The 22,216-nt window shown below is 72.1% G+C and carries 17 protein-coding genes and 1 pseudogene; 17 read left to right on the top strand and 1 reads right to left on the bottom strand.

From position 1 onward, the window contains the following. The first annotated feature begins 137 nt into the window (after positions 1-137). From pilG to LY625_RS00425, 7 genes and pseudogenes are all read left to right on the top strand, one after another. Positions 138-542, top strand: a complete 405-nt coding sequence (gene pilG, locus LY625_RS00455) for a twitching motility response regulator PilG (protein ID WP_233737042.1) — start codon at positions 138-140, stop codon at positions 540-542. 25 nt (positions 543-567) lie between these two features. Then, positions 568-933 carry a response regulator gene (locus LY625_RS00450; protein WP_233737041.1) on the top strand — a complete coding sequence of 122 codons (366 nt, stop codon included), beginning with the start codon at positions 568-570 and terminating at the stop codon, positions 931-933. A 14-nt stretch (positions 934-947) separates the two neighbouring features. Further along, a pseudogene (locus tag LY625_RS00445) lies at positions 948-1,490 on the top strand (chemotaxis protein CheW); the annotation flags it as partial. A 55-nt stretch (positions 1,491-1,545) separates the two neighbouring features. Then, a complete protein-coding gene (locus LY625_RS00440; RefSeq protein WP_233737040.1) occupies positions 1,546-3,567 on the top strand; it encodes a methyl-accepting chemotaxis protein in 2,022 nt (673 codons plus the stop codon). 84 nt (positions 3,568-3,651) lie between these two features. Then, entirely contained in the window at positions 3,652-9,750 is a 6,099-nt protein-coding gene (locus LY625_RS00435; RefSeq protein WP_233737039.1) for an Hpt domain-containing protein, read from the top strand. Then, the gene (locus LY625_RS00430; protein WP_233737038.1) at positions 9,740-11,035 is read left to right on the top strand and encodes a chemotaxis protein CheB; all 1,296 of its coding nucleotides are present in this window, start codon (positions 9,740-9,742) and stop codon (positions 11,033-11,035) included. The genes LY625_RS00435 and LY625_RS00430 overlap by 11 nt, the downstream gene beginning before the upstream one ends. After that, the gene (locus LY625_RS00425; protein WP_233737037.1) at positions 11,032-11,598 is read left to right on the top strand and encodes a chemotaxis protein CheW; all 567 of its coding nucleotides are present in this window, start codon (positions 11,032-11,034) and stop codon (positions 11,596-11,598) included. The genes LY625_RS00430 and LY625_RS00425 overlap by 4 nt, the downstream gene beginning before the upstream one ends. Positions 11,599-11,608: 10 nt before the next feature. Here the strand turns inward: LY625_RS00425 and LY625_RS00420 are convergent, their stop codons facing one another. Then, positions 11,609-12,346, bottom strand: a complete 738-nt coding sequence (locus LY625_RS00420) for a 16S rRNA (uracil(1498)-N(3))-methyltransferase (protein WP_233737036.1) — start codon at positions 12,344-12,346, stop codon at positions 11,609-11,611. Between the two features lie 139 nt (positions 12,347-12,485). Here LY625_RS00420 and nudE point away from each other — a divergent pair, with 139 nt between their 5' ends. The 10 genes from nudE (at position 12,486) to LY625_RS00370 (ending at position 22,183) form a co-directional block, all read left to right on the top strand. Further along, entirely contained in the window at positions 12,486-13,037 is a 552-nt protein-coding gene (gene nudE, locus LY625_RS00415; RefSeq protein WP_233737035.1) for an ADP compounds hydrolase NudE, read from the top strand. A gap of 2 nt (positions 13,038-13,039) precedes the next feature. After that, positions 13,040-13,837, top strand: coding sequence for a 3'(2'),5'-bisphosphate nucleotidase CysQ (cysQ, locus tag LY625_RS00410; protein WP_233737034.1), 798 nt, complete (start codon positions 13,040-13,042; stop codon positions 13,835-13,837). A 4-nt stretch (positions 13,838-13,841) separates the two neighbouring features. After that, positions 13,842-14,672, top strand: a complete 831-nt coding sequence (gene mazG / locus LY625_RS00405; RefSeq protein ID WP_233737033.1) for a nucleoside triphosphate pyrophosphohydrolase — start codon at positions 13,842-13,844, stop codon at positions 14,670-14,672. An 89-nt stretch (positions 14,673-14,761) separates the two neighbouring features. After that, complete coding sequence (locus tag LY625_RS00400; protein WP_233737032.1) at positions 14,762-15,472, top strand: response regulator transcription factor; 711 nt, start codon at positions 14,762-14,764, stop codon at positions 15,470-15,472. A 13-nt stretch (positions 15,473-15,485) separates the two neighbouring features. Then, positions 15,486-16,772: a HAMP domain-containing sensor histidine kinase gene (locus LY625_RS00395; protein WP_233737031.1), complete on the top strand. Its 1,287-nt coding sequence runs from the start codon at positions 15,486-15,488 to the stop codon at positions 16,770-16,772. A gap of 64 nt (positions 16,773-16,836) precedes the next feature. Next, entirely contained in the window at positions 16,837-18,339 is a 1,503-nt protein-coding gene (locus tag LY625_RS00390) for an efflux RND transporter periplasmic adaptor subunit (protein WP_233737030.1), read from the top strand. Continuing rightward, the gene (locus tag LY625_RS00385; protein ID WP_233737029.1) at positions 18,336-19,061 is read left to right on the top strand and encodes an ABC transporter ATP-binding protein; all 726 of its coding nucleotides are present in this window, start codon (positions 18,336-18,338) and stop codon (positions 19,059-19,061) included. Before LY625_RS00390 ends, LY625_RS00385 begins: the two co-directional genes overlap by 4 nt. Then, positions 19,058-20,293 carry an ABC transporter permease gene (locus LY625_RS00380; protein WP_233737028.1) on the top strand — a complete coding sequence of 412 codons (1,236 nt, stop codon included), beginning with the start codon at positions 19,058-19,060 and terminating at the stop codon, positions 20,291-20,293. Before LY625_RS00385 ends, LY625_RS00380 begins: the two co-directional genes overlap by 4 nt. Positions 20,294-20,365: 72 nt before the next feature. Then, a complete protein-coding gene (locus LY625_RS00375) occupies positions 20,366-21,376 on the top strand; it encodes an isoaspartyl peptidase/L-asparaginase (RefSeq protein ID WP_233737027.1) in 1,011 nt (336 codons plus the stop codon). A 135-nt stretch (positions 21,377-21,511) separates the two neighbouring features. Next, complete coding sequence (locus LY625_RS00370; protein WP_233737026.1) at positions 21,512-22,183, top strand: LysM domain-containing protein; 672 nt, start codon at positions 21,512-21,514, stop codon at positions 22,181-22,183. Positions 22,184-22,216: the final 33 nt, after the last annotated feature.

The raw sequence follows: 22,216 nt of genomic DNA, 5'->3' as shown, positions 1-22,216 counted from the left end.
GCGGGCGTGACGCAGGTCGCGGTGGCCGCCGGCGGCGTCCGATGCAGCTTGACACCCGGGCGCTTGCTTGAAATAAAGGGCGCCTCGCGACGCGCCGGGGAATCGCGTCGACGGATCGCCACAGGGGTGTCACTCAAATGCAGGATGTAGGTCGCAAGGGCAGCCTCGAAGGCTTGCGGGTCATGGTCATCGACGATTCGAGGACGATCCGCCGGACCGCCGAGACCCTGCTCAGGCGTGAGGGCTGCGAGGTGGTCACCGCCACCGACGGCTTCGAGGCACTGGCCAAGATCGCCGACCAGCAGCCGCAGATCATCTTCGTCGACATCATGATGCCGCGGCTGGACGGCTACCAGACCTGCGCGCTGATCAAGAACAACCAGGTATTCAAGGCCACGCCGGTGATCATGCTCTCGTCCAAGGACGGGCTGTTCGACAAGGCGCGCGGCCGGATCGTCGGCTCGGAGCAGTACCTGACCAAGCCGTTCACGCGCGAGGAGCTCCTCGACGCGATCCGTACCCACGTCAACAACGCACACTGACTGGCCCCAGGGGGGTGGGGCATTCATGGCACGCATCCTGCTGATCGAGGATTCGCCGACGGATACGGCGGTCCTGACCCAGTTGCTCGAACGCAACGGGCACTACGTACTGGCCTCGGACAACGCCGAGGACGGGATCGAGATCTGCCGCCGCGAGCGGCCGGACCTGGTCCTGATGGACATCATCCTGCCGGGCATGAACGGCTTCCAGGCCACCCGCGCGCTCTCGCGCGATGACGACACCCGCTCGATCCCGGTGTTGATCGTCAGCACCAAGGGCATGGAGACCGACAAGGCCTGGGGCCTGCGCCAGGGCGCCCGGGACTACATCGTCAAGCCGCCGCGCGAGGACGACCTGGTCGCGCGCATCAACGCGCTGCTGGAGCCGTGACCGGGCTCGCCGCCATGGCACTGGACGCCTTCGAGATCCTGCTCGACTACGAGCACCGCAGCCTGGGGCACGTCGCCGGGTTGCCCGAGCAGCTGGAGGCGCCGGGGCTGTGGCGCGGCGTGGGCTACCGCATCGGCCGCCGCCGGCTGGCGTCGGGCTTCGACGAGGTGGTCGAGATCCTGCCGTTGCCGCAGGTCACCCCGGTCCCCGGCTCGCAGCCGTGGATGCTCGGGCTGGCCAACGTGCGCGGCAACCTGCTGCCGGTCGCCGACCTCAAGCAGTTCCTGGAAGGCGGGCGCACCGTCCTGCACGAGGCCCAGCGGATGCTGCTGGTGCGCCAGGACGGTGGCGATGTCGCGGTGCTGATCGACGAGCTGTTCGGCCAGCGCAGCTTCGTCCCGGCGCAGCGCCTGGACGGGCCGGTGCTGGCCGCCTCCGGCATCCCGGCCGGCCGCTACTCCCACTTCATCGACCAGGGCTTCCGCCTGGATGGTCACGACTGGGGCGTGTTCAGCCTGGAACGGCTGACCCGCACCCCCGAATTCCGGCAGGCCGCCTGCGAGCTGGCCCGCCCGCACACCAGCGCCAGCGGCAACACACCCGAGGAACACCATGAGCACTGATATGAACTCCATGGCCGGCAAGGTCCGCAATGCCGGCGTCAATACCTGGCTGGTGCTGCTCGCGCTGGCCGTGCTCGTGTTCGGCCTCAATACCGGCTACGCCACCTGGAAGGGCGCGCGGCTGGGCGGGGCCAGCACCGCGGCCTCCGACCTGCGGGTGTACTCGCAGCAGCTGGCGGTGCAGGCGCGCGAAGCGGTCGGCGGCGACGCGGCCGCGTTCGGCGCGTTCAACGATACTCGCGGGCAGATCGACGGCACCCTGGCGCAGCTGACCGGGCAGTTCGGCGAGACGCCGGGCGTGGCAGGCCCGATCGAACAGGCCAACGCCACCTGGGCACCGCTCGAGCACAGCGCCGAGCAGCTCGCCGGAAGCCAGCAGGCGGTTCTGGGCCTGGCCGGCAGGGCCGACAGCTTCACCGCCGAGGTGCCGCAACTGCAGGCGCGCCTGGACGAGCTGGTACGCGCGATGTCGACCAGTGGCTCGCCGTCCTCGCAGGTCTACTACGCGCTGCGCCAGGTGGTGCTGTCGGGCACCATGGCCCGCCGGGTGACCGAGATCCGTGCCGGCGGCGCGGCGGCCACCGCGGCCGGCGACGGCCTGGCCCGCGACGCCTCGGTGTTCGGCAACGTGCTGGCCGGCCTGCGCTCGGGTGACGAGGCCTCCGGCATCGCCGCGCTGTCCAACGCCGGCGCGGTCGAGGCGCTGGGCCAGGCCGAGGCGCTGTGGGCGGAAATGAAGACCGACCTCGACGCGATCCTGGCCTCCTCCGATGCCCTGTTCGCCGCCCAGGCCGCGGCCGACGCGATCACCTCCGGCTCCGACAGCCTGCTCGACGAGGCGCGTTCGCTGTTCGACGCCTTCACCGCCTTCGGCTCGATGCGCGATACCAGCCTGCTGGGCAACATCTGGATCTCGATCGTCTCCGGCGCCTTCGCGCTGCTGGCCATCGGCGGCCTGCTGTTCTCGCTCAACCGCCAGCAGCAGGCGCGCTACGAGACCACCAAGGAGCTCAACGACCGCAACCAGGAGGCGATCATGCGCCTGCTGGACGAGATGGGCTCGCTCGCGGAAGGCGACCTGACCGTCAAGGCCACCGTCACCGAGGACGTGACCGGGGCGATCGCGGACTCGATCAACTTCGCCATCGAGCAGCTGCGCAGCCTGGTGCAGACCATCACCGACACCTCGGTGCAGGTCGCCGCCAGCGCCCAGGAGACCCAGGCCACCGCCATGCACCTGGCCGAGGCCGCCGAGCACCAGGCGCAGGAGATCACCTCCGCCTCCAGCCGCATCAGCGAGATCGCCGCCAGCATCGACCAGGTGTCGAAGAACTCCGCCGAGTCCGCCGACGTGGCGCAGCGCTCGGTGCAGATCGCCACCACCGGCGCCGGCGTGGTGCGCCAGACGATCCAGGGCATGGACAACATCCGTGACCAGATCCAGGAAACCTCCAAGCGCATCAAGCGCCTGGGCGAGAGCTCGCAGGAGATCGGCTCGATCGTCGAGCTGATCAACGACATCTCCGAGCAGACCAACATCCTGGCGCTGAACGCGGCGATCCAGGCGGCTTCGGCCGGCGAGGCCGGCCGCGGCTTCGCGGTGGTCGCCGACGAAGTGCAGCGGCTGGCCGAACGCTCCTCCAACGCGACCAAGCGCATCGAGTCGCTGGTGCAGACCATCCAGGCCGACACCAACGAGGCGGTCAGCTCGATGGAGCAGACCACCTCGGAAGTGGTCGCCGGCGCGCGCTTGGCCGAGGACGCGGGCACCGCGCTGGGCGAGATCGAGAAGGTGTCCTCGGACCTGTCCGGGCTGATCCAGGGGATCTCGCAGGCGGCGCAGCAGCAGTCCGGCGCGGCCGCCAACATCACCCGCACCATGAGCACGATCCAGCAGATCACCTCGCAGACCAGCCAGGGCGCCAACCAGACGGCCCAGTCCATCGGCAACCTCGCGCAGCTGGCCGCCGACCTGCGTCGCTCGGTGGCCGACTTCAAGCTTCCGGCCTGACCGGGGGCCGGGCAGACGGATGAACAGCCATACCCGCCGGGCGGCACGGCCGGCGCCCGGCCCCGCGGCCGGCGGGGATGAACGATGACAGTGATGCGCGACGCTATCGACACCACCACCCTGGGCTGGATCAAGCCCGAGCTGGACGAGACCCTGCGGCATGCCCGCGAGGAGATCGAGGCTTTCTCCCAGGCTCCGGAGGACGTCGAGCGCATGCGGGTGTGCGCCGGCCTGCTGCACCAGGTCCACGGCACCCTGCGGATGATCGAGCTATACGCCCCGGCGATGGTCGCCGAGGAGATGGAGCGGCTGGCGGTCGCGCTGGTGCACGGCTCGATCGACGACCGCGACGACGCCTGCGCGATGCTGATGCGCGGCGCGGTGCAGTTGCCTGACTACCTCGAGCGCCTGCAGGGCGGGCACCGCGACATCCCGATCGTCCTGCTGCCGCTGCTCAACGAGCTGCGTGCCACCCGCGGCGAGCCGGGGCTGAACGAGAGCATCCTGTTCGCGCCCGACCTGGACCGCCCGCTGCCGCAGGACCTGCCGGTGCCGGAACCGCGCCAGCCCACCTTGCCGGGCAGCGGCCGGCCGGCTCCGAGCCCGGCGCTGGGCGCGCTGCGCGAGGCGCTGGCACAGTGGCCCGAGGACGGCGCGCCGGCCGACCCGGAGCAACTCGCCACCACCGTCGACGAGCTGCTCTCGCAGGTCTCGGTGGAGCCGCTGCGGCGGATGCTGTGGGTGGCCTCGTCGGTCGCCGGGGCATTGCGCGATGGCGCGCTGCAGCCGACCCGCGCCCTGCGCGCGGCATTCAGCGGGGTCGAGCGCGAGGCGCGCCGCGCGCTGGCCGACACCGGCTTCGGCAGCCCCGAGGCCAATGCCGAGCCCACCCGCCAGCTGCTCTACCACGTCGCCCACAGCCAGGGCGGCCACCCGGCGCTGGACAACCTGCGCCGTACTTTCGAGCTCGACGCCGAGCTGCCCAGCGAATCGGAGATCGAGCACGCCCGCGGCAGCCTCAGCGGCCGCAACCGCGCGCTGCTGGACACCGTGTCCGCGGCGATCAAGGAAGACCTGCTGCGGGTCAAGGACGTGCTCGACCTGCACCTGCGCACCGGCCAGACCGGCGTCGACGACCTGCGCCCGCAGGTCGAGACCCTGGGCCGGGTCAGCGACACGCTGGGCATGATGGGCCTGGGCGTGGCGCGCGGGGTGGTGCTGCAGCAGCGCGACGCGATGCACGAGATCGTCGCCGGCCAGAAGCCGGCCGACGAGGCCTCGCTGCTCGACATCGCCGGCGCCCTGCTCTACGTCGACGCCTCGCTGGACGAGCAGGTCGCCCGGCTCGGGTTGCCCGACGACCGGGCCGATGCCGACCTGATGGCAGCCGAGTCGCGCCGCGTCCTGGAGGTCGTGGTGCGCGAGGCGATCGCCAACTTCGGCGATGCCCGCCAGGCCTTCGTCGCCTTCGTCGAAACCGGCTGGGACCACGCCGAGCTGGCCGAGATCCCGCGCCTGCTCGACGAGGTCGGCGGTGCGCTGCGTATCCTCGACCTGTCGCTGCCGGCCGACTACCTGCTGGGTATCCGCCGCTACACCGAGGTCGAGCTGCTGGACCGCAAGCGCGTGCCCAACAGCCGCCAGCTCGACACCATGGCCGACGCCCTGGCCAGCGTCGAGTATTACCTGGAAGCCCTGCGCGAGCAGCGCCCGAGCCGCGAGCGGATCCTGGACATCGCCCGCCAGAGCCTGGAGCGGCTGGGTTACTGGCCGGTGCCGGCCCCGCGCCCCGAGGAAGAGGGCGAGTCGCCGGTGAGCTTCGCCGACCGCGACGGGGCGGCCGCGGCGCTGGGAATGGACCTGGCCGACGGGACCGGATCCCCGCGACAGCCCGCTGGTGGGGAGGTCATCGCGGTGCCGGAAACCGGCGCTGCCGACACGCCTGTCCCCGTCCTGCCGGAGGCCGGATCCGGGACCGCGGCGACGGCCACGGACGCGGACGCGGAGGCCGTCCCGTTGTCGGCGCCGGCGGCCCCGGCAGTGGGCGGCTTCGAGCACAGCGCGGACATCGACGATGACATCCGCGAGGTCTTCCTCGAGGAACTCGACGAGGAGGTCGCGAACCTCGGCGGCCTGCTGCACGGCTGGCGCGAGGCGCCCAACGATGCCGAGCAGCTGCGCCCGATCCGCCGCATCTTCCACACCCTCAAGGGCAGCGGCCGGCTGGTCGGCGCGCGCGCGCTGGGCGAGTTCAGCTGGAAGATCGAGAACATGCTCAACCGGGTGCTCGACGGCAGTCGCGATGCCAGTCCGGCAGTCGTGGCGCTGGTCGGCCAGGCCCACGTGGTGCTGCCGCAGTTCCGCGCCGCCCTGCAGGGCGAGCAGGGCGTGGCCGCGGACCTGGAAGCAATGGAGGCGGTCGCCGAGCGCGTCGCCGCCGGCGAGGAAGCCCACTACCACGGGCCGCTGGAAGCCGCCGCAGCGGCCGCCGAAGCGCCCCCGGCAGCGGAGCCCCCGGCCGCCGCCCCGGCCGCGGATGCCGGAGCCGCCGGGCAGGCAGCTGCCCCGCGGGATGTCCCGGCTGCCGTCGACGCGGTCCTGCTGGAGATCCTGGCTGCCGAGGCCGGCGGCCACCTGGCCACCATCGCCGGCTGGCTGGAGGCCTCGCGGGAGGTGCCACAACCGGCCGACGACCGCCTCCAGCGCGCCATCCACACCCTCAACGGCGCGCTGGCGATGACCGAAGTACCGGTGATCACCGACATCACCTCGCCCGCGGAGGCCTATGTACGCCGGCTGCTGGGCAGCGGGCAGCCGGCCAGCGCCGAGGGCGTGGCGGCGATCGCGGCGGCGGCCGACGCCGTCGCCCGGACGCTTGCCGCACTGGAGTCGGAGCGCCCGCACGTCCCCCTGTTCGAAGGCTTGGCGGCTCGCGTGGAGGCCCTGCGCGACAGCCTGCCGCCGGTCCGCCCGGTGATGCCGGTGGAGCTGGAGGACGAGCCGGAGGCCGGTGCCGCGGAGCCGGACGCAGGGTTGACCGCGGTGGACATGAGCGCGCACCTGGACGTGGCGACGGGCGCTGCCGGCACCGCCGGGGAGCAGCCCATGGAGCAGCCCATGGAGCGGGCCCCCGCGGATGCCGGCGCCAACGATGCCGGGGATGCCGCCGCGCGTGCGGAAGTGGAACGGCTCGAGGCGGAGCTTCTCGAGGCGGAGCGCCTGGAAGCCGAGCGGCTTGAAGGCGAACGGCTGGAGGCCGAGCGCGTCGAGACAGGGCGCCTCGAAGCGGAGCGCCTCGAAGCCGAGCGTCTCGAGGCAGAACGCCTGGAAGCCGAGCGGCTTGAGGGCGAACGGCTGGAGGCCGAGCGCGTCGAGACAGAGCGCCTCGAAGCAGAACGTCTCGAAGTCGAGCGTCTGGAGGCAGAGCGCCTCGAAAGAGAACGCGCCGAGCACGAGCGGCTCGAGGCCGAGCGTCTTGCCGAAGAGGAGGCGGAGTACGCGCGCCTGGAGGCCGAATATGCCGAGGCCGACCGGCTGGCGCGTGAGCGCGCGTCCGCCGAGGCGGCTGCCGCGCAGGAGCACCAGGAGCAGGGGGAGCCGGAAGAGCCGGAGCAGCCGGAAACGGCCGGCATCGCGCCTGTGAAGGTGCGGATTCAGGACCCGGAGCAGCCGCTCGACCTGGCCGAGCTGGACCCGGAACTGGTGGACATCTTCGTCGAGGAGGGCAAGGACCTTCTCGACCATTCCGACGGGTTGCTGGCCGGCCTGCGCGAGTCGCCGGAGGACCGCGAACTCCTGGTCGGGCTGCAACGCGACCTGCACACCCTCAAGGGTGGCGCGCGCATGGCCGGGATCATGGAGGTCGGCGAGCTGGGCCACGCCATGGAATCGCTGCTGGAGGCCGTGGTCGACCAGCGCCAGGAGCTGGGCGCCGACGGGGTGCCGCTGCTGGAGTCCGCGTTCGACCGCCTGCATGTCATGGTCAGCCGGGTCGGCGACCGCCGGGCCATCGCCCTGCCGCAGGCGCTGATCGAGGAGTTCGATGCGCGCGCACGCGGCGAGCGTCCGGCCGCCGTGTCGCGGGAGGTACCGGCGCCGGCACCGGCAGTATCCGGACCGGACCGGGCAGGCGTGGAAGCAGCCGATGCTCCGCTGGCGTCCGATATCGCCGCTGACTCCGATGCTCCCGCGGCCGCACAGGCGCCAGCGGTACCGGCCCCGGCGCCGGCGGCGGTCCCGATCACGGAGCCGCTCAGCGCGATTCCGACGGCGGACACCCCCGGACTCGCCCCGCTGTCGCCCCCGGTCGAACCGGTGGCCGCGCCCCTGGACGAGGACGACATCGCGGTGCGCGCCCCGCAGGAACAGGTGCGCATCCGCGCCGACCTGCTGGACCGCCTGGTCAACTACGCCGGCGAGGTGGCGATCTACCGCGCCCGGCTCGAGCAGCAGCTGGGCGCCTTCCGCGGTGCGATCGCGGAAATGGCCGCCACCAACACCCGCATCCGCGACCAGCTGCGCCGGCTGGAGATGGAGACCGAGGCGCAGATCGTCGCCCGCTACCAGCGCGAGGGCGACCAGCGCGAACAGTCCTTCGACCCGCTGGAGCTGGACCGCTTCTCCGACCTGCAGCAGCTGTCGCGCGCGCTGGCCGAGTCGGCCGCCGACCAGGACAGCCTGCAGCAGACCCTGGATGACCTGACCCGCCAGTACGAGACCCTGCTGCTGCAGCAGTCGCGGGTCAGCTCCGAGCTGCAGGAAGGCCTCATGCGCACGCGCATGGTGCCGTTCGACAACCTGCTGCCGCGCCTGCGCCGGGTTGTCCGGCAGGCGTCGGGGGAGCTGGGCAAGCAGGTGGCGCTCAAGCTCGATGGCACCCAGGGCGAGCTCGACCGCAACGTCCTGGAGCGCATGACCGCACCGCTGGAGCACATGCTCCGCAACGCCGTCGCCCACGGCATCGAATCGCCGGAGCAGCGGCGGCAGGCGGGCAAGCCCGAAGAGGGCGTGGTCAACATCTTCGTGCGCCGCGAAGGCTCGGAAGTGGTGATCGAGGTCGCCGACGACGGCGGCGGACTGGACCGCGCGGCGATCCGCCGCCGCGGCGAGGAGCGCGGCCTGCTGCGCGCGGGCGCCGTGCTGGCCGACGCCGAACTCGACACCCTGATCCTGGAGCCGGGTTTCTCCACCGCCACCCAGGTCAACCGCCTGGCGGGCCGCGGGGTGGGCATGGACGTGGTCGCCAGCGAGGTCCGCCAGCTGGGCGGGGCGCTGGACATCCGCTCGCGCCCCGGCAGCGGGACCACCTTCACCCTGCGCCTGCCGCAGACCCTGGCGGTCACCCAGGCGGTGTTCGTGCGGGTGGGCGAGACCACCTTCGCGGTCCCGATCGCCTCGGTCCGCGGCGTCGCCCGGATCCCGCGCGAGCAGTTGCTGGAGGCCGAGCGCAGTGGCCGCGCGGCCAGCTACGATTACGGCGGCGACGAATACACCGTGCACGACCTGGGCCTGCTGGCCGGCAGCGCGCCGGTGCGCGGGGAAGGCCAGCTGCAGATGCCGCTGCTGCTGATCCGCGCCGGCGAGCTGCACGCCGCGGTGACCGTGGACCAGGTCCTGGGCAACCGCGAGATCGTGGTCAAGCCGGTCGGCCCGCAGGTCGCCTCGATCCCGGGCATCTTCGGCGCCACCATCATGGGTGACGGCCGGGTGGTGGTGATCCTGGACGTGGCCCCGTTGGTGCGCCGCCATGCCGCGCTGCCGGCCGCCCCGGCGCCGGCCCATGGCGACGGGCGGCGTCCGGTCCCGCTGGTCATGGTGGTCGACGACTCGGTCACCATGCGCAAGGTCACCGGACGCGTGCTCGAACGCCACAATCTGGAGGTGGTCACCGCGAAGGACGGCGTCGACGCGCTCGAGCGCCTGGCCGAGCAGGTGCCGGACCTGATGCTGCTGGACATCGAGATGCCGCGCATGGACGGCTACGAGCTGGCCACCCAGATGAAGGCCGACCCGCGCCTGCAGGAGATCCCGATCATCATGATCACCTCGCGTACCGGCGAGAAGCATCGCCAGCGCGCGATCGACCTGGGCGTGGAGCGTTACCTGGGCAAGCCCTACCAGGAGCCGGAACTCATGCGCAACGTGCTGGAACTGCTGGGGACGGACCGCGCCCATGGCCGCTGAACCGGTGCGTGTCGCCCTGCTTGCCCGTCCGGGCCCCGCCCGCGACCGCCTGCGCGCGGTGATCGAGGAAGCGGCCGTCGACTGCGTGCTCGAAGCCGACCCGGGGGAACTGGAGCCGGAGGCACTGGTCGCCGCGGCGCCGCAGCTGGTGCTGGTCGCGTTGGAGGCGCAGGTCGAGGAGGCGCTGGAACGGTTCGATCCGGTGCTGTTCGATCCGGCGGTGGACGTGGTCTACGAGGAGGCCGAACTCGCCGCGGGGCGCGAGGGCTGGGAGGTCGCGCGCTGGCAGCGCCACCTGGTCGCCAAACTGCAGCGCCATGGCAGCGTGCTGCCGCCCGGGCACGAGCCCGAGGAAGACGCCGCAGCGGGTGGCGGGCCGGGCGGGATGCCGGAGCCGCCCGCGCCGGAGCCGGAACCCGCTGTGCCGGCGGCCGAACCCGAACCGGCTGCAAGCCCCTTCGATCCGGTGCTGGCGGAGTCCGGCGACGAGGGCTTCGAGCCGGCACCCGCGTTCCCTCCGGAGCCTGCATCCGGTCCGGTGTCGCGGGAGCCGGTGCCGGAAGCGGAAGCGGGAGCGGAAATGGAAACGGCCGCGCGGCGGCCCGAGGTGCTCAGCCTTGACGATGGCGCCGGCATGGCGCCCGGCGGCGCCGACGAGGCCGAGGCCAGGGGCCGCTTCGAACGTGACCTGGACATCCTGGAGTCGCGTATCGCGGGGCTGCAGCTGGTCGACGATGCGCCGCCCGCAGCCGGTCCATCCGGTGCCGTCGTCGTACTGGCCGGAATCGGTGGCCCCGACGCGGTACGCCAGTTGCTCGGCGCGTTGCCGCCCACGCTGCCGCGGCCCGTGCTGGTCCGCCAGCAGCTCGACGGCGCGCGCTACGACAAGCTGGTCGCGCAGATGCAGCGCATCAGCCCGCTGCCGGTGACCCTGGCACAGCACGGCGCGCCGCTGGAGCGTGGCGTGGTCCATATCGTGCCCCCGGAGCTGGGCCTGGCGATGACGCCGGACGGCCCCCGTTTCACCACGGGCGGCGAACTGCTCGACGTGCTGCCGCCGGGCGACAGCGCGGTGGTCCTGCTCAGCGGCAGCGACCCCACCCTGGTCGACGGCCTGATGAAGCAGCGCCTGGCCGGCGCACTGGTCGTGGGCCAGGTCGCCGAGGGCTGTTATGACCCCGCGGCGTCACTGGCGCTGAAGAACCGCGGTGGCGACACCGCGACCCCGGTCCAGCTTGCCGCCCGCATCGCCGATCGCTGGCCCGGCGGCGGAGAGTCCGCATGAACATTCCACACGACCCCGGCGCGCCCGGCGCCGCCGCCCGCGACGGACAACGGGATATCCGCGGAGTCCTGATCCAGGTCGCGGGCGCACGCCTGCTGCTGCCGAACGCGTCGATCGCCGAGGTGCTGTCCTACGCCGAACCCGAGCCCGTGGCCGATGCCCCGGAATGGCTGCTCGGCCGCATCCGGTGGCGTGGCTGGCCGGTACCGCTGGTCGCCGCCGCGCGTATGGCCGGGGGCCGCGCCGCGGGCGACGAGCGGACCGATCTCGGGACCAAGGTGCTGGTGCTCAAGGCGCTGGGCGCGCGCCCGGGGCTGCCGTACTTCGCGATCCTCAGCAGCGGCTTCCCGCGGCTGGTCACGGTGTCGCGGAGCGCGCTGGAAGTGGAGGCCGCGGGCGTCGCGCTGCCCCCGCTGGTGCTGGCGCGGGTGGTGCTCAACGAGGAGAAGGCGCTGGTACCCGACCTTCACGGAATGGAAGCCCGGATCAGCGAAGCGCTCGAGGCGGCGGACGCGTCCGGAGGTGGATCCGCCACCGGCGAGGCCGGCGGCGCCGCGGACTGAGCCGCACCGGCTAGCGCAGGTCGCCGTAGCAGGCCTGCAGGGCGGCGACCGCCGCCAGTCCCGCGGTTTCCGTGCGCAGGATCCGTGGCCCCAGGCGCAGCCCCGCGAACCCGGCCCCGTGCAACTGCTCGCGGTCACGGTCCGACCAGCCGCCTTCCGGACCGATCGCCAGGTACACCGGCTCTCCCGCCGGTGGCCGCAACGCCGTCAGCGCCCGGTCACCTTCAGGGTCCAGCAGCAGCCGCAGGCCGCCGGCCGGCAGCGAGCCGAGCACTTCGGCCAGTCCGCGCGGCGGTGCGACCGCAGGCACGCGTGCCCGCCAGCTCTGCTCGCAGGCCGCGGCGACCACGCTGCGCCAGTGCGCCAGGCGCTTGGCGGCACGTGGCGGATCGAGCCTGACCTCGCTGCGATCGGACGACAGCGGGAGCAACTCCGCCACCCCCAGTTCGGTGGCCTTCTGCAGGATCAGGTCCATTTTCTCGCCACGTGCGATGCCCTGCAGCAGCACCAGCCGCAGCGGCGACTCGCGCTCGACCGGCTGCCCGGCGCCCACCCGGACCCGCACCACGCGGCGGTCGGCCACCAGCACGCTCGCCTGGTAATCGTGGCCGTCACCGCTGAACAGCACGAACGCGTCTCCGGCGCGCAGGCGCAGCACGCGCACCAGGTGCCCCGCTTGGGCTTCCGGCAAGTCGAGCTCCATCCCGGGCGCCAGCGGCAGTTCGACATGGATCCGGGTCACCCGCACAGGCCGTTCTCCTTCATGGTCTGGCCGCAACCGCGCTCTGCTAGCATCGAAGCATCGTGAGTCGTCATCCGCATCCCGCCATTATCCACCCACCCTCCGGCATCGTCCGCTCGCCCAGTGAAGGGTGGGGGGCCCGGTCGTGACCCGTCGCCTGCCGGTCGTCCACGGCACCAGCGTCGAGGAGGCCGGGCCGTACCGGCTCGAGCACCTGGACCTGGAGTTTTCCAACGGCGAGCGCCGCCGCTTCCAGCGCCTGCACAGCCGCGGCCATGGTGCGGTGATCGTGGTGCCCCTGCTCGATGACGACACCGTGCTGCTGGTGCGCGAGTACGCGGCCGGCATGCACCGTTACGAGCTTGGCCTGGTCAAGGGGCGGATCGATGCCGGCGAGGGGGCGCTGGAGGCGGCCGACCGCGAGCTCAAGGAAGAGGCCGGCTACGGCGCGCGTGAGCTGGTCGACCTGCGCCAGCTGACCCTGGCGCCGACCTACATGAGCCACAGCGCGCACATGGTGATCGCCCGCGACCTCTACCCCGAGCGCCTGCCCGGTGACGAGCCCGAGCCGCTGGAGGTGGTGCCGTGGAAACTCGACGCACTGCACGAGCTGGTGCTGCGCGAGGATTTCTCTGAAGGCCGCAGCATCGCCGCCCTGTTCATGGCGCGCGAGTGGCTGCGCCACCACCGGGCTTGAGGATGGAACTCGACACCGGCCTGCGCGAGGGCGTGATCGCGATCGCCAATGCCGCCGCCGCCGCGATCCTGGACGTCTACCGGCGCGACTTCGACGTGGTGCGCAAGGCCGACCAGTCGCCGGTCACCGCCGCCGACCTCGCCGCCCACCACTGCATCGTCGACGGCCTGCGTGCCCTGACCCCCGGCATTCCCGTGCTGTCGGAGGAGTCCGCGCCGGAGGAGATCGCCCGGCGCCGCCACTGGGACCGCCTGTGGCTGGTCGACCCGCTCGATGGCACCCGCGAGTTCATCAAGCGCAATGGCGAGTTCACCGTCAACATCGCCTATATCCAGGACGGCGTCGTCCGCTATGGCGTGGTGCAGGCGCCGGTGACCGGGACCGCCTGGCACGGCGGCGCGGAGCTGGGCGCATGGCGGCGCGATGCCGATGGCGAACGGCCGGTCCGGGTGCGCGCGCCGGCCACCGCCCCGCTGCGGGTGGCCGCCAGCCGCTCGCACCGCACCCGCGACGCCGAGGACTTCATTGCCCGCATGGGCGAGACCGAAGCGGTCGGGCTGGGCTCCTCGCTCAAGTTCTGCGTGCTGGCCGAGGGCGGGATCGACTGCTACCCGCGCTTCGGCCCCACCAGCGAGTGGGATACCGCCGCCGCCCAGGCGGTGGTCGAGGGCGCGGGCGGCCAGCTCGTCGACCTGCAGGGCCGCCCGTTCCGCTACAACTGCCGCGACAGCCTGCTCAACGGCGGATTCATCGCGCTCGGTGACCCCGCGCTGCCCTGGCGCGACTGGGCGGGGCGGTAGGCGCATGAAACAACGTCCCCCGGCCGGTTCGAACCTGGAGCGCCTGCTCGCGGTCATGGCCGCGCTGCGCGATCCCGACGGCGGCTGCCCGTGGGACCTGGAGCAGGATTTCGCCAGCATCGCCCCGTACACCATCGAGGAAGCCTACGAGGTGGCCGACGCCATCGACCGCGGCGACATGGACGACCTGCGCGGGGAGCTCGGCGACCTGCTGCTGCAGGTGGTGTTCCACGCCCGCATGGCCGAGGAGGAAGGGCTGTTCGGCTTCGACGAGGTGGCCGGGGCGATCGCCGACAAGATGGTCCGTCGCCACCCGCACGTGTTCGCCGGCGGCCAAGGCGACGGCAGCCCCGGGCAGTGGGAGGAGATCAAGCGCCGCGAGCGCGAGGCTGCCGGCGATCGGGACGCCTCGGCGCTGGCCGGCATCGCCCGTGGCCTGCCCGAATGGCAGCGCGCGGTGAAGCTGCAGAAGCGCGCGGCCCGGGTCGGCTTCGACTGGCCTGCGCCCGGTCCGGTGGTCGACAAGCTGCACGAGGAGATCGCCGAGGTCCAGGCGGAACTGGCGGCACCGGACCGGGGCAGTGCCGCGGCCCGGGCGCGGCTGGAGGAGGAGATCGGCGACCTGCTGTTCGTCGCCTGCAACCTGGCGCGGCACGCCGAAGTGGACGTGGGCACTGCGCTGCGGCGAGCGAACGGCAAGTTCGAGCGCCGCTTCCGCGCTATGGAAAAGTTGGCCGCCGGCGGCGGTGCCCCGATGCGTTCGCTGGACCTGGAAGCCCAGGAAACACTGTGGCAACGGGTCAAGCAAGCCGAGAAGGATAGCGGGCCGGCGTGAAACCAGCGGGTATGGCAGGTGAAATCCTTCACGCCGCCTAGACCTCCCGCGCGGCAGCCTTCACAAAATTGAAGGTGGGAGACAGTTCTATGCAGTCGAACCGGGACGGTGGCCTGGTCCTCCTGATCGAGGACAACCGCAACATTTCCGAAATGATGGGCGAATACCTTGAAAGCCGCGGCTTCGAGATCGATTACGCCGCCGACGGCCTGGACGGCTACCGCCTGGCCGCGGAGAACAGTTACGACGTGATCGTGCTCGACCTGATGCTGCCGCGGCTGGACGGGGTGGAAGTCTGCAAGCGCCTGCGCGAGGAGGCCCGCAAGTCCACGCCGGTGCTGATGCTCACCGCGCGCGATACCCTCGACGAGAAGCTCACCGGCCTGTCCGCCGGTGCCGACGATTACCTGACCAAACCCTTCGCGGTGCAGGAGCTGGAAGCCCGGCTGCGGGCGCTGATCCGCCGCGAGCGCCGCCAGGTGGGCGGCGAGGTGCTGAAGGTCGCCGACCTGGTGCTCGACCCGGCCAGCCTGCGGGTCACCCGTGGCGGCGCCGAGCTGCAGCTCTCGCCGATCGGCCTGCGCCTGCTGACCATCCTGATGCGCGAATCGCCGCGGGTGGTGAGCCGGCAGGAGATCGAACGCGAGATCTGGGGCAACGGCCTGCCCGACTCGGACACCCTGCGCAGCCACCTCTACAACCTGCGCAAGACCATCGACAAGCCGTTCGACAAGCAGCTGCTGCACACCGTGCAGTCCGCCGGCTACCGGATCGCCGACATCAGCCAGCCGCCCGAGTGACCGGCGGGCGGTAATGTCACCCGGGCTCCCACGTCGGATCAAGCTGGCGTTCATTGCGCAGGCCGCGGTCGCCAGCGTGCTGATCACCATCGGCATCGTGCTGGCCGGGGTGGCGGTGCGTGGCTCGGTGCTGGACGAGCGCATGCAGCGCGAGGCCGACATCTGGTGGTCCGCGCATGCGTCCGGCACCCCCGTGCGGTTGCCGCACACCAGCACGATGGCCGGATACTTCGCGCCGGCCGGCGGCGAGGAGACGGTTCCGGCCCACATACGCGGGCTCGAACCGGGCCGCCACCGGGTCGAGGAGGACGGCCGGCCGGGGGTGAAGCACGACGTGCTGGTCGACCGCCGGGAGCCGGGGACGTTCTACCTGTCCTTCGAAGCCGGGCACATCGACCGGGCGATCCTGTGGACCGGGCTGGCCTCGCTGCTGCTCTCGCTCGCGGCCACCTACCTGATGACCTGGCTGACCTACCGCACCTCCAAGCGCATGGTGCTGCCGGTGAGTTGGCTGTCGCGGGTGGTCTCGCGCTGGGATCCCCGGCATCCGGATACCGACGCCATCCGTCCGGGCAACCTGCCCGACGATGCCGGCGCGGAGGTCCACCAGCTCTCGCGCGCGCTGCTCGGGCTGGCCGAGCGGGTCGGGGATTTCGTCGAGCGCGAGCGTGACTTCACCCGCGATGCCAGCCATGAGCTGCGCACGCCGCTGACGGTGATCCGGGTGGCGGCGGACATGATGATCGCCGACCCGGACACCCCGGCGCGGACGCAGCGCTCGCTGGCGCGGATCCAGCGGGCCGGGCGGGACATGGAGGCGGTGATCGATGCCTTCCTGATCCTCGCCCGCGAGGCCGGCAACGCCCCGCAGAGCAGCGAGTTCGATGTCGCCGCGGTCGCCGCCGAGCAGGTCGAGCGGATGCGCCCGCTGGCGGCCGGCAAACCGGTGGAGATCGGGCTGGTGGACCATGGCGCCACCACCCTGTTCGGTCCGGCCCACGTGCTGGCGGTGATGCTGGGCAACCTGCTCAGCAACGCGGTGAAGTTCACCGAGCAGGGGCGGGTCGAGGTGCACCTGTACGGGGACCGGATCGAGGTCCGCGACACCGGCATCGGCATGGACCCGGAAACGCTGTCGAACGCCTTCAAGCCGTTCTTCCGCGCCGACGTGAACCGCGAGCAGAGCGCCGGGATGGGCCTGTCGATCGCGCGCCGCCTGGGCGAGCGGCTGGGCTGGCCGGTGTCGCTGGAGAGCCTGCCGGGCGATGGCACCCTGGCGACGATCCGCTTCATGGGCTGAACGGGGCGGTCAACCACTCCCCCGCCGGTGCGTTGGTGTCTCCAGTCACCCCTCCGAGGCCCGCATGGCACATCCCTCCCGTTCGCGCGCGGCCGCATCCGCGCACCGGCGCCGCTGGCGCACTCCCCTGGTCATTGCCGTCGTGGTGCTGCTCGTGCTGGCGGGCGCCTGGTGGTGGCAGGGCCGGGCAGGCGGGGACGCCGGCAGCGGTTACCGCACCGCAACCGTGGAGCGTGGCGACATCCGGGTGGTGATCTCGGCGACCGGTACCCTGCGGGCGATCTCCACGGTCGACGTCGGCAGCCAGATCTCCGGCCTGGTCACCGAGGTGCTGGCCGACTTCAACGACCAGGTGAGCCGCGGCCAGGTCATCGCCCGGATCGACCCCAGCACCTACCAGGCGCAGATCGAGCAGGGCACCGCCTCGGCCAACGCCGCGCGCGCCAGCCTGGCCACCGCCGAGGCGGCGCTGCGCAACGCCGAGGCCGATTACCGGCGCAAGTCCGAACTGGGCCGGTCGCAGCTGGTCTCGGCCAGCGACGTCGACGTGGCGCGCACCGCGCTCGACCAGGCCCGCGCCCAGGTCAACGCCGCGCGGGCGCAGATCACCCAGCAGCAGGCCTCGACCCAGACCTCGCGGCTGAACCTGGAGCGCACCGAGATCCGCTCGCCGGTCGACGGCGTGGTGCTGACCCGCACCGTGGAGCCGGGACAGACCGTGGCGGCCAGCCTGCAGGCGCCGGTGCTGTTCCAGATCGCCGAGGACCTGTCGCAGATGGAGATCGAGCTGGCGATCGACGAGGCCGACATCGGCCAGGTCGTCTCCGGCCAGGGCGTGTCCTTCACCGTGGATGCCTTCCCCGACCGGCGCTTCCGCGGCGAGGTCCAGCAGATCCGCCTGTCGGCCACCAACACCAACAACGTGATCACCTATCCGGTGGTGGTGGCGGTGGACAACGCCGACCAGGTGCTGCTGCCGGGCATGACCGCCAATGCCGAGATCGAGGTCAGCCGCCGCGACGCGGTGCTGCGGGTGCCCAACGCGGCGCTGCGCTACAAGCCGGCCGAGGATGCCGGCATCGCTCCGCCGCAGCGGGGCGCGGGCGGGTTCGACGGGGACATCGCCGCACTCGGGGCCGGGCTCGGGCTGGATGCCACGCAGCAGTCGGCGCTGGACGCGGCGCTGGAGCGGATGCGCGGGCAGGCGGCCCAGCGCCGCACCGCGGCCGCGTCCACGGGCGCGGGTGCGGGCGGTCCGGCCCCGCAGGCGGCGGGCGGTGCCCCCTCGGGCGACATGCAGGCCGCCATGCGCCAGCGGACGGGCGAGCGCCTGGCGGCCCAGTTCGCGGACTTCCGCGCCACCCTGGACGAGGTTCGCCAGGCCGAATGGGACCGCGGACTGGCGGCCCTGGCCGGTGCCCGCCGCGCACCGCTGTACCTGCTGGAGGGCGGCGGCGTGCGCGCGGTGATGGTGCGCGTGGGGGCGAGCGACGGCAGCTGGACCGAGGTCTCGGGCCCGCTGGAGGACGGCGACCAGGTGGTCGTCGGCAGCGAGCGTCCGTCGTGACCGGCCCCGCGCCGGCCGCGACCGTCGGCGATCGGCCGCCGGTCATCGAGACCCGCGGCCTGGGCAAGGTCTACTCGCCGGGCAGCCAGGCCGAGGTGGTGGCCCTGCGCGGAGTGGACCTGCGCATCGGACACGGCGAGTTCGTCGCCATCATGGGGCCCTCCGGTTCGGGCAAGTCGACCCTGATGAACCTGCTGGGCTGCCTCGACACCCCGACCACCGGCAGCTACCTGTGCGACGGGGTCGACGTGTCCACGCTGGACGCCGAGGCACTGGCGGTGCTGCGCCGGGACACGATCGGCTTCGTGTTCCAGGGTTTCAACCTGCTGCCGCGGATGACCGCGCTGGAGAACGTGGCGATGCCGATGGCCTACGCCGGCATTCCCGGCGCGGAGCGCACCGGGCGCGCGCACCAGGCGCTGGCCGCGGTGGGCCTGGCCAGTCGCGAGTCGCACCGGCCCAGCGAGCTTTCCGGCGGCCAGCAGCAGCGCGTGGCGATTGCCCGGGCGCTGATCAACCGCGCCCCGGTGTTGCTGGCCGACGAGCCGACCGGCGCGCTGGACAGCCGCACCGGCGAGGAGATCCTCGCCCTGTTCAAGCAACTGCGCGACGACGGCCACACCGTGGTGCTGATCACCCACGACCCCGAGGTCGCCGCGCATGCGGACCGGACCTACGTCATGCACGACGGCGAGCTGCACCTGCAGGAGGAGCCGGCATGAACGTCCTGGAAGTGCTGCGCACGGCGGCCTACGCGCTGCGCGGCAACTGGCTGCGCAGCGCGCTGACCTCGCTGGGCGTGATCATCGGCATCGCCGCGGTGATCGTGATGGTCTCGGTCGGGCAGGGTACCCAGTCGGAGATCGACAAACTGGTCTCCGGACTGGGCTCGAACCGGCTCGACATCAATCCCAATACCCGCCGCGTGGCCGGCGGTGTGCGCGCCAGCGCGACCAGCTTCTACACCCTGACCACCCGTGACGCGGAGGCGATCCGCGAGGAAATTCCCGAGGTCCAGTACGTCGGCGGGGTGCTGCGTGGCAGCACCCAGGTGGTGTTCGCCGAGAACAACTGGTCGGCCAGCTGGCAGGGCGTGCAGCCGGACTGGTTCGAGCTGGAGGCCTGGGGCCTGGCACTGGGTGCCGGTTTCGATGCGCGCGACTACGGCGGTTCGACCAAGCCGGTGATACTGGGCGAGACGGTGCGCCGGGAGCTGTTCGGCGACCAGGACCCGGTGGGCGAATCGATCCGCCTGGGGCGGGTGCCATTCACCGTGGTCGGGGTGCTGGACTCCAAGGGCCAGGGCGGCTGGGGCCAGGACCAGGACGACGTGATCCTGGTGCCGCTGGAGACCGCACGGCGCCGGCTGATGGGCTCGATGGGCCTGCCGCCGGGCGCGGTGCAGCAGATCGCGGTGGGGGTGACCCGCGCCGGGGACCTGGATTACGTGCAGGAGCAGATCGAGGCCCTGCTGCGCCAGCGCCACGACATCCAGCCCGGCGCGGAGGATGACTTCCGGGTCCGCAACATCGCCGAGATCGTCGCCACCCGGACCCAGACCACCCGCCTGATGTCGTTGCTGCTGGCCGCGGTGGCGACCATCTCGCTGGTGGTAGGCGGTATCGGGATCATGAACATCATGCTGGTCTCGGTGACCGAGCGGATCCGCGAGATCGGACTGCGCCTGGCAGTGGGCGCGGGGCCATCGGACATCCGCCGCCAGTTCCTTGCCGAGGCGATGCTGATCTCGCTGATCGGTGGCGCGCTGGGCATCGCGATCGGGGTGGTGGGGGCGCTGCTGGTCGGACGGTTCGGTTCCTTGCCGGTGGTGGTGGACCTGCAGGTGGTCGGGCTGGCGGCGGGTTTCTCGATCGCCACCGGCCTGTTCTTCGGCTACTACCCGGCGCGCAAGGCCTCGCAGCTGGACCCGATCGAAGCCCTGCGGCAGCAGTAGCCATGACCGTCGGCCGGTGACACGCGGCGGCCGGGGCGCCATGCTCCGGCCACCACCCCTCTGGAGCCGAACATGCGACCTTCCCTGCTGCTGGCCGTGCCATTGCTGGCCCTGGCCACCGGTTGCGCCCACGCCAGGCCTGACGACGCGGCTGCCGCGGGCCGCACCGCGCTGGTGATCCACGGCGGCGCCGGGGTGATCGAGCGCGGCTCGCTCGATCCGCAGGCCGAGCGCGCGATCCGCGCCACGCTGCAGCAGGCACTTGCCGCCGGCGGCGATGTCCTCGCCGGCGGCGGTGCCGCGCTCGACGCGGTGGAGGCCGCGGTGCGGGTGCTGGAGGAATCGCCCCACTTCAACGCCGGCAAGGGCGCGGTGTTCAACGCCGAGGGCGGTCACGAGCTGGATGCCTCGATCATGGAAGGCCACACCCGTCGCGCCGGCGCGGTGGCCGGGGTGACCACCGTGCGCAGCCCGATCCGCCTGGCGCGAGCGGTGATGGAGCATTCGCCCCACGTGATGCTGGCCGGTGGCGGCGCGGAAGCGTTCGCCGATACCCGTGGCGAGATCGAACGGGTGCCCAACGACTGGTTCGATACCGCGCCGCGCCGCCGTGCGCTGGAGCGCGCGCAGCGCCAGGCCGCGGCCGGCCGGGAAGACGCGGCCGCCTACTTCGGTACCGTCGGCGCGGTGGCGCTCGATGCCCGCGGACACATCGCCGCGGCCACCAGCACCGGCGGCATGACCAACAAGAAGTGGGGCCGGGTCGGCGATTCGCCGCTGGTCGGCGCCGGTACCTGGGCCGACGCGGGCTGCGGGGTATCCGGCACCGGCTGGGGCGAGTTCTATATCCGCAACGCGGTCGCGCATGACGTGTGCGCACGCATGGCCTATCGCGGCGACAGCCTGGCCACGGCGGCCGAGGCGGTGGTGAACGGCGTGGTCGTGGAGGCTGGCGGCGACGGCGGGGCGATCGCGCTGGATGCGCAGGGCAACATCGCCATGCCGTTCAATACCGCCGGCATGTACCGTGGCTGGATCAATCCCGACGGCAGCCGCGGAGTGGCGATCTACGCCGACGAGTGAAGGTCCCCCGGGGCGGCCCCATCTAGGGTTGCCCCCGGTTGTGGGCACCGCGGAAGCCGGACAACACTGCAGCCATCGAGGCCCCCTGCGGCCCTCCATACCACAGCCGGGGCCCGGCCCCGACGGAGAGGAACGATGACCGCCATCGGCAACCACAGCATCTCCTGGGGCGACACCCTGTCGGCCATCGCACAGCGCTACGGCACCAGCGTGAACGCGCTGATGGACGCCAACTCGCACATCACCAACCCCGACCTGATCTACGCCGGAGGGAGCCTCGCGATCCCCGGCGGCGCGACGGGCGCGACCGGCGCGACCGGCGCGGGCGGCACGGCCACGGCCGGTCCGGTGGGGTCCACCGGACCCGTCGCGGCCGGGTCCGGCAACGGCGCGGACGCCGCCGCCATCGCCGAAGGCCTGCTCGGCCGCAATGCCAGCGAGCTCAAGCACAGCGGCGACATCCCGATGGAAAGCTGGGTGCCCAACAACGTCAACTGCGCCAACTTCGTTTCCGGGGTGCTGCAGAAGGCCGGAATGATCGACTCCGGCCAGGCCAGCGCCTCGGTCGACGTGCTGGCCTCCAACCTCAAGGGCGCCGGCTGGCAGACCACCTCACTGGCCAACGCCAAGCCCGGCGACGTGGTGCTGATGCAGAAGAACGGCCAGTCGCACGTGGTCCTGTTCCACGGCTTCGAGAACGGCCAGCCGAAGTTCATCGGCTCCAACAACGTCAACGCCGACGGCAGCCAGCGCGTGAGCTGGGGCGGCGCTTCGGGCAACTACGAGATCATCACCCCGCCGCGTTGAGCCGGGCGGGCGATGTGAAAAGGCCGGGTGGCC

Source organism: Lysobacter sp. GX 14042 (genome assembly GCF_021390425.1).
GTDB lineage: Bacteria > Pseudomonadota > Gammaproteobacteria > Xanthomonadales > Xanthomonadaceae > Novilysobacter.
This window is presented reverse-complemented; position numbering and strand designations above follow the sequence as displayed.